Genomic DNA, 12,280 nt, shown 5'->3' on the forward strand with positions numbered 1-12,280 from the left:
TTAAAGATTATAAGCAAGGAGGGCATCTAATGCAGCCAGTGCTGCGGTTTCGTTGTGGTCTGCCACTGCCTGTAACAATTGCTCGTGGATGATATGTGTTTGTCTGAATTGAAGGACGCTACCTTCATCTCTGCGCTGGAAGGAGCTGCGCAATACCTTACTGAAACTGGCGAAAAGATCGGCAAGTACGCTGTTGTTGCTGGCTACTGCCAGCGTCGTGTGAAAGCGGATATCCGCATTGATGGCGGCATCATAATTATCTGCTTCCACTGCTTTTCTACGCTCGTCCAGTGCCTGGCGCATATCGCGTATATGCGTGGGCGTATGATGTTGGATGGCCAGACGGATAATTTCTCTTTCTACGATAGTACGTACCTGGTTCAACTCTTCCTGCGCAGCTCTTCGTAGTCGCTGCTCCAGCGGCTCTTCTGCCTGTATACTATCGTTGACGAAGGTGCCAGCGCCCTGCTGTACGGTTAATACACCGTTCTTGGCAAGGGTCTTTATCGCTTCTCTGATCGTAGAACGACCCACCCGGAAAACGGCCATTAGCTCCGGTTCTGCCGGTATCTTATCGCCCGTTTTCCACTTGCCCAGGGATATCTTCTCCTGTAATTTGGCAATTACCTGGTCTGCCAGTTTTTCTCTCTTTGACATACACTTAAACATCAGATGTTTATCAAAGATAGGTAGGAATTGTAAACATCTGATGTTTATTTTTTGTAAAATCAATGATTTGAATAGGTGTAATTATTATATTGTGTAAATATATTATGTATAGATGTTTGTAGAAATGGAATTTGAGGCGAGAAAAGAAGTGCGAAGAAATATGCTCATCTAACTAAAAAAATAAAGGGCCACTCAACCGAGAGACCCCTTACCGTATACTTCATCTAAATTCCCGTGATTATTTGAGCTTAGCTGTCTGCTCATCAAAATACTGCTTAGTGAAAATCACATCAGGCAGATTATGATACCAGTTAGACTCATGCTCGATAGACAGCATACCAGCAAAATTTTGGCGTTTCAGCTCTGCGAACACCGCAGGGATATCTATAACACCTTTGCTGACAACAGTATCCTCTGCTTTGGTATAACCAAATTTGGTGATGTCTTTCAGGTGACCGCCATAGATATGACCTTCAAGTTTTTTCAGACACTCAACAGGGTTGAGGCCATTGCGAGACCAGTGGCCGATATCAGCACAAGCGCCCAAGTTCTGGTGACCCTGGATAGCAGCCAGCACGGAATCCGGCGACCAGTATGGATTTGGATTAGGATGGTCGTGGATAGCTACTTTGATGCCATAGGCGCCAGCCAGACTATCAACCATATCCCATTGGGTTTTGATTGGTTCGGAGGTGATGTAACTCAGGCCAAAATATTTCGCGAGTTCAAATGCTTTGATCCATTCTGCTTTATTCTGTGGAACGATTACGCCCATTGCTACCATGGAAATGCCTTTCTTACCCAGCAGTTCTTTTACCTGTGCTTTCTCTGCATCAGTCATATCGCCGCCAAATTTACCTTTCATGCCAGCACCAAGGTCCTGGCCCCAGAATGCTTCAATATTTTTAATACCCGCACTGTCCACTTTGTCCAGCGCATCTGCAAAGCTGAACATACGGAATGTCCACATCTGAACACCCAGTTTGTAATTAACACCAGCTACAGAAGCTGCAGTGGAATCCGCATGTACGGTCGTGGAATCGGTAGCAGCCTGGTCGCTGTTACCATTGTTGCATGCTGCAACAGAAGCGACACATAACATGCCCAGGAAAAAGTTGGAAATTTTTTGCATGATGCAAATTGTTTTGTTGATTAAAATACGTGGATTATCGTGTTGCTGCTGTTGGCACTGGTGCGTCCGATTTGCTGAAAACGCATCTCGCTGGCAGATGGTCAAAACTACGGCCTCCATTCACTGAAAATAAATTGAAAAGTAAAAAAGTAGTGATTGCTTTATTTTAACTAATTGTAAATCAATTAACTTTGATCTTGAATTATATCGGAAAAAGTAGTGCTTTTCTGGTCGAAATGCTAGACTGCGTTCGCCTCATTCCCGATTTTCATCACCATTTTCTCAAAATCTTCCCGCTTTCCAACCGCCTTATTCCGTGTTTTTGTGCGGTAATTATAGATGGTACTTACAGAGTATCGAAGGAACTCCGCAATCTTATTACTATCGGTTATGCCTAAACGAATCAGTGCAAAAACACGTAATTCTGTATTCAGTAATTCACCTCGTTTTACCATCACCTGTTCTTCCGGCAATAACAATAAATTGAACTCGTTGATGAAATTTGGATACAATCCCAAAAAAATCCGGTCGAATATATTATATAATCCATCTACCTCGTCTTCAATAATATGGGTAGATTTTAAGACGCGGAATAATTCATCCAGCTGTTTGCCAATAGCCAGCTTATTCAAATTTTTACGGTATGTCTCCAGTTTGTCTATATAAGCAGAGCATAAATCTAGAAACTGTGTAATGTATACTTCCTTGATATGGTTAGATTCGGATAATTGGGTATTACTCTCTGTGAGCTTTTTATTGGTAGCTGTAATTTCCTCGTTTAGCTTACGCAGCTCCTGGGTACTGATGTCCAGGGCTTCTTTTATGCGAGATACTTTCTGCATCTGCTTATAAACATATACCAGGGAAATTACGAGAAACAGGGAAAGTGTACTGATAAGTACCAGATATAATTGCAGTTTTCCATGTGCATCGGCTTCTTTTGCCAGATATTCTGTATTGATAATGGTATATAATTCAGAAATGCTGAGGGTACGGAATTTAATATTACAGAAGATTGCATCTTCTATGACAGATTTTGTAAAGGTATATGCCAATTGAATATTTCCTTCCTTATGGTACATGATAGCGAGTCCCTGTAAGCTGGCGTTATCCTTAATGGCGGTTTGTACATCGATGATGGCGGAGCGGGTGAAGTATTGCTTGGCCAGTTCGTTATTCTTTTGCTGGAGGTAACTAACGCCAAGGAGATAAGTGATCATGGCTTCCTCCGGACTTGTTTTGCTGACTTCTGGCTGGTCTAGGGGGAGCAATATTTTCCTGGTTTCTTCTGGCTGGCGGCTGATCACTGATTTCACGGCCAGATTAATTTTATACCGGATGGTGGCTGGGTCTAACACAGAGAGCAGGGAGTCGCGGTAGGCAATGATCGATGCCGCCGGACTTTTATCATAGCCATTGGCGGCCCTGTGTTCGTAGAAGGATAACCAGGTTTCGTAGTAGTCTGCCCGCTGATTGCTGCTCAATTTAGCCACAGGTATGGTTTCCAACAGTTCCTTAGCTTCCAGGAATTTATCTGTAAAAGAATAAAGGTTGCTGAGTTGCAGTTTACTGGTAATGATCCAATCATTTACATGATATTGTTCGGCGATGGCCATACTTTGATTCACATAGGCAATGGCACTATCGATCTGGTATTTCTGGTATTCTTTATATAAGCGTGTGTTGAGTTCTATGGCAACGGCGGGTGGGATCTCCGGGCCCAAACTCTGTTTGATGGCGGTGATCCTGGCTTCTTTTTGCCGGGTATAAATAGCTTTGTCTGCGATGGCTTTATCCAGCACGGCGGTCAATGAATCGGATACGCCGGCAGCTTGACTCCGTACGCTGGCAATAAGTATTAAGAACAATAACCTGATTTTCACAATATGCATCATTTTCAAAGTGGCCGGTAATACCCGCTGTTGGCATGGTAAAATAATCCGCAGGTCTGCAATTTTATAAAAAATTACTGATTAGGGAGATAGTAAAGTATAACCGGAGCTAAGAAAGTATGGGAAGCTATATTTTACAGAGTGCCTGATAGGTTTTAGGTGTGATTCCTTCCAATTTGCGAAAAACGCGAATGAAATAGTTAGCATCACTGAAGCCACAGTAGTCGCTGACTTCCTGTATGGACATTACGCTGTTTACCAGCAGCTGCTTGGCCATGCGTATCCGTTCCCGGTTAATATATTCCACGGGAGTGATGCCAAATTGTTCCCTGAACCATTTGAAGAAGATGTTCCGACTCAGGTATGCTTTGCGGCTTAGCGCATCAATGGCTATTTTTTCAGTTAGATGATCCTGAATATAGCTTAGTACGAAATTGGCCCGGTGACTATTGGTGTTGGTGGCGGTACTTGCCTCCATGCTGACCTGCTCCAGATATTGGCTTTGCAGCAGTCGAATGAGTAATTCTTTAAGGGTGAGGTCGGCGAAGATATTTTTAGCAGCATCCTTGCTCTGACAAACGCGGATCAATTTACTGATTAGGTCAGAGATCTCGTTGTTATGCTGAAAATGATATTGATTAAACTGTAGTTTCCAGTGGATGTTTTCATCCTGGCTTTTATGGAAGGAGTTGAGGTAATTGAGTGTTTCCTTGATGTATTCTTCGTTAATGGCTAAGGCGATGCATTGGGTGGGATCAGCCATGGTAGCTTCTGGAAAGTCAATGATCATCGTTTCGTGCGGAGGTAGAATCACAGTTTCGCCGGGGAGATAATCAAAGGAAGGCTTGTCTGACAGATGCATTACTTTTTTACCACGTACCATACTGGTTACGATGAGGTCACTGAAGGAGAGGGGGATGTGGTAGGAAGATTCATGTGTCTCAAAGATATTGAGTTCACAATTGACCATATTAAAAATACGGCGGTTTTCTACCAGTGTTTGCAGTTTGTGTTCTTCGATACTTGTTATTCCTTGTATAAGATGCTTTACCGGCATGCGCTGCAGTATTTGTATTAAGTTACGTTAAATCAATGGTTTACCCAAACTCAGGTATAATTGTGCTATTCTTTTGGAGGATTGTCCCGTTGTTTCTGCTTACAAACAAGGAATTTTAGGAACCGGTCTTATAGAACCATATTGTTATGGTAACTGTAGCTCCTTACCGCCATTAGTACAAGCTTGTATTCATAACAGATTGAACGGGGATATAGTTAAACACCACCTGGTAATTTGAGATAAACAATGCCTTACCTCCCAGGTAAGGCTTTTTTTCTTTATAGGAATATATGTCCACGGAGTGCGAATACATGTACAGGGCCCCGGTCTTTATTATAGCCAGGGTGGCTTACAAACTGGTAGTCGAAAGATAGCTGTAAGAATTTTGTAAGCACAACATTGTAATAGGTTTCCACAATATTTTCATGTCCATAATTCAGCTGGCCATCGCCGATAATGAAGCCATAGCCTCCGGCGGCGAGGAATTCGCGATGTTCTTTAGAGATACCATTCAGTGCATTGGCTATTCCGCAAACATCATTGGGTCGTTTCCAGGGAGTACCTTTCATACTGAGGCCAGCGCTTAGGGTGCGGTCAATTTCAGTAAAAGCCCAGCTGGCGTATTGTCCATCGTTCCATCCTAAGCGGCAGAAGAATGACAGGTTTTGTGTCAGCTCCTGGTCTATGTTAAGTCCAAGTCCATATTTATGTCCACCGTACTGGGTGTTTTCGGAAATCCCTCTGAAAACGTTGAGCAAAAAAGTATCCTGGTTATGTATGGCGTTGATACCGTCTTTATAATAGGGCGCTTTGGACCATGCGCCGGTGGCTAACAGGCGTATGGTGCCGTTACGTTTACCAAAGTGTAAGGCATGTTGCAGTTCAATGCTTTCCGAATGTGCGTTGCTGTTATATTCCATCAGGTGAAAGTTGGCGATACGTGGCACCGCCACGGTGCTAACACGGATAGCATAGGATGGCTTCACCAGTTCCACTACCAATCCTTCCGTATAGCCCCTGGTGTTAGCGGGATAATCCCATGCGCCGTTTGCCCATACAGACCAGTTGAAGAACTGCGACCTGGGGTCTTTGGCGTAGGCATTATCATCAAAAAAGTCAGAGATAGCAAATTTACCTGCGGAAATGGTGATCCTGCTGGTGGGCACTAGTACGGCCACCTGGTTTACATCATCATTTTGCCATTCATAAGAAGGTTTTCCTAAAGGGATGTGTTGTTGCAAATAAGCCCTGGCGATATATACTTCGGGTTTTGGGTCACCGATACGATAGGTTTCGCCATTAAGTGCGCCGGCAACGCCTACTGCTGAGCTGAGCCCCTTACCTCCAGCTACTTCTGGATTGACGATGATGGCGGCATTTTTCCAGAGTTTACGGCCTATGAAGAGGGTGGCTGTTTGACTCACCGCTATTGGTTCCACACTATCGGCCAGGCTATTGATGCCACGGTAGGCCGACTTAAAGCCGGAGTGTTTCTGTCCGATGACGGTGGTCTGAAAATGAAGAGACCAACCACTTATTTTTTTTGTAGTGTCCTTGATTGTTTGGGCATTTCCTGGCTGAATAGAAATGAGTAATAAAAGAAAAATTGCTAAAATCCTGCTGTGAATGCTCATAACACATGGTTTGTAATGCTTTGGGGAAACCCAAGCATTCCGTCCTTAAATTACATGTTTTTGATCTAATAACGTGAACGTATATATCATCTTACTATACAAAAAAATGGACCCGGATAATTCCGGGTCCCTGCTGCAGGTTGTTGTGAATCCCTGCATTAGATCACAGCTTTTGTTGTTTAAGACATCGATTTATAGTACTGGTTAAAGAAAGTGATGCGTATGATGTCGTTATTTATGTTGATTTAGTTTTTGCAGCAGGATGGCATGTTGCCGATCAGCCATCTGGAATGTGCGTACATAGTTTCTGAGTTTACTATTGCCATAATTTAATGGGTCTGGCAAACGAACAGGTTTATCTACTGTGTCGCAAAGGAAGGAGCCATCGGTGCCGAGGCGTACCTGTGCTGCGCCGTGGCAGCCCTGGCATCCGCCAATGCTGAGTAGTTTATTGTGTGCCAGGATATTATTTCCTTTATTAAAAGGTGAATCAATACTACTGCCATGAAAGCTGGCTAGTGTGGTATCTGATTCTACTACATAGTTTGCCAGATAGAAATTAGGAGAAGTAGTATCTGTATTGGGTTTTCCTTGCACACCTACCAGGCGGTAATATTGCCATACAGAATTGGGATTCAGTTTTTTTAATTGCTGATGCACATACTCTGTAGAAGCGTCTGAAATAGGGGCAATCGTGTGCTGGCGCTTGTAGTCTCTAATCAATGGGCCTACTTCAATGCCATTAGTATCCAGTTCCACATAACCCATATGACTATTTTTTACATCCACCTGCTCAAAGGTGGCAAATACGAAGTTTGGATAGTCCACAGTTTTATGGATAATATGCATCGCAATTAATGCATAGGTTTTATTCACAGCCCTGCGCTTGCCGTTAGCGGTGGTTTCATAAGTTAAAACTGTTCGGGTTAAGTATCTTACAGAACTTTCCTGAGGTGTTAATTGCCGCCATGCGGTTTTTACTTCTATGGCGCCTTCAATACTGGAGGTTTTATTATCACCACATGGCAGACAGAAGACACCGGAATCTGGCAAGAGGTTGCAATTACCTTTAGCACCTTTGTAGTAGGCGGTATCAGTGGCTATATTATTGCTCGTTCTATTGGTGGCTTTATACAGTGAATCTTTTTTGGGATAGTATTTCTTAATATACTCAAATTCGTCCCTGTTGGCTTTAGCCTGGTAGAGCACCTGGTATTGTTTGTTATACATATCTACTTGCGCATATACGTTACAGGAGCCTATTTCATTATTTTCATCGAGGTTGTCAAAGAGATTTGTCTGGGTGCCGGGGGCGGCTTCAATTGGCTCGCTATATTGATAATAAGGTACAGTATCAAATTTATTCATAATATCGTTCCAGCGTCTCAGTTCTACACGGTGGGCGTAGGTTTCCCATACCAGCAGGCTTGGTGCGGGAGAGGAGTCCAGATGGTAATCCCAGCTACGGTCTGGAATACCACGTTTATAGCCAGGAACGGAGTAATTGGATTTCCAGTTAAGTGCAAAGAATTCATTCCAGGCAAAGCTGATCAGCTCTTCTTCGCTGGCATTAGGGCCGGAGAGGTCTTTGGGGGGGTAAGGTAAAAAGGTGATGTTGAAATTATAGGCAGCTTTAGCAGTGGGCTTGGCAGCTGCCGCATTAGCTTTGGTATTGATCCACCTGATACCAAAAAAGGTTGCTCCCAGTACCAGTAGGAAAATAATGGACGTGAGGATTTTTTTCATTTTTCTTAGTGATTATGGTGAGGAAATAAAGACAGAGTCCCGGTTATTTTAGGTCAGAATTTTGGCCCGGATGCGGCTTAAGGTTTCCATATTAATACAGAGGTAAGAGGCGATGAGGCTCAATGGTACCCGTTGAATAATTTCCGGATGAAATTGTAAAAGGAATTTATATCTATCTGTAGCTTCCCGCTTTCGGAGGTTAAAGGCTCTCTCTTCACTAAGCATGTAATAATGTTCCAATAGCCTGGTATAGACATGTAGAAAACAGGGGTGTTTTGCCAGTAATGCGTTTAGGTGGCTATGAGATAAGGCGACGCCTACACAGTTTTCGATGGCGGTAATGGATTCTTTAGAGGGTATTTGCCGGAAGAAGCTTTCTACAGCTATCACAAATTCATTTTCTTTCATGAACCACGTGGTAGCGGTGTATCTGGATTCTTCATAGCTACTGTACAGCAGTCCTTCATGCAGGAACAATGCCTTTTTACATATGGTGCCAGCGGCAAGCCATGGTGTTTTTTTAGGAACGTGAACGGGCTCCAGGTATCCTGATAGGTCGGCAAAGAAATCTTCTGTCATCGGATGGATGGTAGAAAATATAGCCATCATTTTACGGGGTAACTCCATAAGCAAATAGACAGGTGTATCCGGGTAATGTCTACGCCGGCTGTTAACAATAGTTGATGATCAGCTGATTACTGGTCAGGAGCTTTATGCATGGCGAAATGCTGTTTTATTGGCCGATTTTGAGTGTGTAGTTAGGATTGCTTCCTGTTTGGTTATTCGAAACAAATAAACGATAGATATACGAAAATGGTTTTGACTTAAGTCAAATAATTATCTAGTAGAAATGATTTTAAAGAAATATTGGAGGTTGGGGTTGCTTTGATTTATTAATATAAAAATATAGGCTTGCCCGTTATAATATGATGAGAGGGGTTATGAAAAATGATCGGTAGTATTAATATCTTCTATTCAAAACAAAATTACATCAGATGAGATAACGGCAACGGCTATATGTATTTAAATGTTGTAAATAATGGCTGACAACAAATAAGACTTTTCATAAACACATTGAATGAAAGTCCGGGCCAGGTTCCGGACTTTTCTTTTCCTGGTTACTTCAACTCGAAGGCCTTTTCGAAGGCGGTTACATTTTTACCATCTTCACTTCTATCTAATACGGCGAATACTACCGATTTAAAGCAGCGGCCATACTTGGCGCCAGGCTTCAGGAAGGACGCAAAATAAGCAGCGACATCGTTAGGGTCGTTGCGGAATACGCCGCACCCCCAGGCTCCCAACAGCAGATGTTCCATACCATGATGCAGCATTAATCCCAATACTTTATCTGTTCGGGCCATCATCACGGCTGGGGCATCTTCCAGTTCATAAGGACGGTTGTTACGGATAGCACCAGCATTTACCGCCGGACTTGTAACAATAGACATGTTGTAGGGCTTTGCCAACAGGTTACCATTGTCGTCGCGGAACATCACTACTTCCGGGCTCCAGATCATCATGTCGGAATAAAGCAGGGTAGGCTGACTCCTGTTGTGCTCATACATGGCAAAGTTGGCCGTGAGCGAGCCATACAGGCTAGAGGAAAGTGCCAGACTTTCTTCCTGTGCCACTGCACCACCCAAGAAGCCACCACCAGGGTTTTTAGCGGATGCAAAATTGAGGCAACCAATTTTTTCGTTTTTCAAAGCCAGTCGGCTGCCGGCTTCCAGCACCGTATTGTTTACTACAGCAATCGTAGTGTCATAGTCCAACGTAGCAATTTTTGCTTCAAGATTTATGAGCAGCTCGTCTAATGTTGCAGGCTTGTAGAGATAACTGTTTTGAATAGAATAGGTAATCTGTTTTTTCACATCAACGGTGGTATCGCTTACCTGGTAAGTACCTTGCTCGATGATCTTCAACGTTTCCTTCGCTTTTTCAACTCTTGTTGACTTTTTCATAAGAGGATTAATTGGGTTAATAAACTAATTTTTCGGGCGCAAAGATATAAGAATATTTTTAATAGTGAATTAAGTCTACACAAACTTTTCTAAGTCGGAATCAAATGTATAGGTATTCATACCTGAATAATACCAGGTTTGATTAGCCTAAAAATTAATTCTCTGCAAACCCTTGTGATATGACCTGCCATGAAGTTATACCGCTGTACCCTGCGATAAATTTGTGAAGAACCCTCATCGGATTAACCTGACTGTATCATCTCTCTAACAAATAATATACTATGACAAAACTTTACTATCTCCCTAAATTATTTTTATTGCTGTTATTACTAATGCCGGCCATGGCTAAGGCGCAGGTGTATGCCACCACGCAAACCAATGGGGTTACTGGCTTATGTCTGCTTTGTGGCGTCAGTAATCCAAATAATGCTGTCAATAACAGTAACCTTACCGATTATTCAACACTCAACATCACCGCAGGTTTGCTAGGGGTAAGCGTTTACCAAACGCTCATCTTTCCAACAGCAGGAGGCCCCTGCGATTCACTGGTATTAACACTAGGTAGCAGCGATGCCGTATTATCCGCAAATATATTTGGTGGTGTAACGGTACAAACCTTTAATGGCAATACGCCCAATAACGATGCGCATGTGGTTGACAGTAGCAGTATCAGGCTACTGCAAAATAATACCCTGGCACAGGTGGTCCTGCATCCGGGTCAGAACTTTGACAGGGTGAAGGTTACTTTAAGTAGCGGTATATTGGGGCTATTAAATTCATTGAATATCTATTATGCTTACCGTAATGCCGGACAGCCAGCGGCGCCTGTATTTAATACTCCTTCAGGATTTGTATGCGGTCAGCAAACGCTGTCGATTCAGAACTATGCCGCTAATACGCGTTATGATGTGCATACTGTTTACAAGGATCTTTTCGGTAATCCGTTAAAGGATACAGCATTTTCATTAATGAATACACCGTATGTTCCGGTACAACCATATTTTAATTTCTCTTATACCCAAACAGATATTTATATCACTGCTGTGAATCCTTTCACCGGCTGCAAATCTGATAGTATACACGGTATTCTCTTTTTTGGGGGTGCGGGTGCAAAAGCACAAACAGATGCAGATACTGTTGTTACCTGCAAAGGGCAGCCAGTAACATTACATGGTTATCTTGCTAATAATACCCAGGCTAATATCAGGTGGTACAATGCTGCTACTGGCGGTAGTTTGTTATACACTGGCAACTATTATACAGTGAGTCCGGATACAACGACCACCTATTATGTAACCACAGGTTTTGTGTGCGAATATCCTGTACGTGTGCCCGTTACCGTTATTGTAAATAAATTACCTGCACCGGTCTTCTCGTTGCCCACTAGTGTCCTGTGCGGCGATATCCTGGTGCCTGTACAAAACTATCAGGCTGGTATTAGCTACAAGGTCAGGGTAATATATAATGAAGATTTTGGCCCCGTAACGGATACCAGTTATGTCATCAGTAACAGCGCTAATGTTCCGGTAAAAGATCTGATTGGATACAGGATTACCAATGCTATCATTACATTACAGGCTACCAATGCAGCAGGGTGCTTGTCTGACAGTGTATCCGGGTCATTGTATTTTGGCGGTCATGCAGCCTATCCATCTACAGATACTGATAGTGTGGCTGTTTGCCTGGGAGATAGTACCACCCTACATGCCTTTATTCCTGGAACGACGACTCCGCAGGTACGTTGGTATGATGCCGCTACTGGCGGCAATTTGCTGGCTACTGGCAACTATTATACTGTGTCGCCTGCAGCAACCAGGATCTACTATGTTACTTCCGCTTTTGCTTGTGAATACCCGCTTAGAAGGCCTGTGCGGGTGCAGGTAAATAATTGTATTGCTAAAACAATGGGTACAGCAACGAATGTGCGTGACGGTCGGACCATGCAAATAGAGGAACTCCAATTGTATCCTAATCCAAGCGCAGGTATGGTGCGTGTCAATAACCTGAAAGATCCTGCCGGCGCGCAGCTCAGTATATTTGATGGAGGCGGCAACCTGTTACGGACATTCAACCTGAGGAATAGTACATTCACGCTGACAGAGCGGCCGGGCATCTATCTGATCAAAATTCAGACAAGAGATGGCGTTGTATATACCGGAAAAATAATATTGCAATAAAACTGTAGA

The 12,280-nt window shown here is 43.2% G+C and carries 9 protein-coding genes; 1 reads left to right on the forward strand and 8 read right to left on the reverse strand.

The window, feature by feature from the left end; genetic code table 11:
• The 8 genes from ACE38W_RS15230 to ACE38W_RS15265 all read right to left on the reverse strand — a co-directional run bounded on the left by ACE38W_RS15230 (position 1) and on the right by ACE38W_RS15265 (position 10,094).
• Entirely contained in the window at positions 1 to 657 is a 657-nt protein-coding gene (locus tag ACE38W_RS15230) for a FadR/GntR family transcriptional regulator (RefSeq protein WP_375832101.1), read from the reverse strand.
• A 250-nt stretch (positions 658 to 907) separates the two neighbouring features.
• Complete coding sequence (locus tag ACE38W_RS15235; RefSeq protein WP_375832102.1) at positions 908 to 1,801, reverse strand: sugar phosphate isomerase/epimerase family protein; 894 nt, start codon at positions 1,799 to 1,801, stop codon at positions 908 to 910.
• Positions 1,802 to 2,040: 239 nt separating this feature from the next.
• Positions 2,041 to 3,684 (reverse strand): DUF6377 domain-containing protein, encoded by a 1,644-nt coding sequence (locus ACE38W_RS15240; RefSeq protein ID WP_375832103.1) that lies wholly within the window; start codon positions 3,682 to 3,684, stop codon positions 2,041 to 2,043.
• 136 nt (positions 3,685 to 3,820) lie between these two features.
• On the reverse strand, positions 3,821 to 4,750 hold the full coding sequence (locus ACE38W_RS15245) for an AraC family transcriptional regulator N-terminal domain-containing protein (RefSeq protein WP_375832104.1): 930 nt from the start codon (positions 4,748 to 4,750) through the stop codon (positions 3,821 to 3,823).
• Positions 4,751 to 5,028: 278 nt separating this feature from the next.
• Positions 5,029 to 6,384: a carbohydrate porin gene (locus tag ACE38W_RS15250; protein ID WP_375832105.1), complete on the reverse strand. Its 1,356-nt coding sequence runs from the start codon at positions 6,382 to 6,384 to the stop codon at positions 5,029 to 5,031.
• A gap of 231 nt (positions 6,385 to 6,615) precedes the next feature.
• Positions 6,616 to 8,130 (reverse strand): hypothetical protein, encoded by a 1,515-nt coding sequence (locus tag ACE38W_RS15255; RefSeq protein ID WP_375832106.1) that lies wholly within the window; start codon positions 8,128 to 8,130, stop codon positions 6,616 to 6,618.
• Between the two features lie 48 nt (positions 8,131 to 8,178).
• Positions 8,179 to 8,739: a Crp/Fnr family transcriptional regulator gene (locus ACE38W_RS15260; RefSeq protein ID WP_375832107.1), complete on the reverse strand. Its 561-nt coding sequence runs from the start codon at positions 8,737 to 8,739 to the stop codon at positions 8,179 to 8,181.
• Positions 8,740 to 9,248: 509 nt separating this feature from the next.
• A complete protein-coding gene (locus ACE38W_RS15265) occupies positions 9,249 to 10,094 on the reverse strand; it encodes a TIGR02452 family protein (protein ID WP_375832108.1) in 846 nt (281 codons plus the stop codon).
• Positions 10,095 to 10,375: 281 nt separating this feature from the next.
• Between ACE38W_RS15265 and ACE38W_RS15270 the strand changes: the two genes are divergently transcribed.
• Positions 10,376 to 12,271 carry a T9SS type A sorting domain-containing protein gene (locus ACE38W_RS15270; RefSeq protein ID WP_375832109.1) on the forward strand — a complete coding sequence of 632 codons (1,896 nt, stop codon included), beginning with the start codon at positions 10,376 to 10,378 and terminating at the stop codon, positions 12,269 to 12,271.
• Positions 12,272 to 12,280 lie beyond the last annotated feature (9 nt).

Source organism: Chitinophaga sp. Hz27 (assembly GCF_042263525.1).
Taxonomy (GTDB): domain Bacteria; phylum Bacteroidota; class Bacteroidia; order Chitinophagales; family Chitinophagaceae; genus Chitinophaga.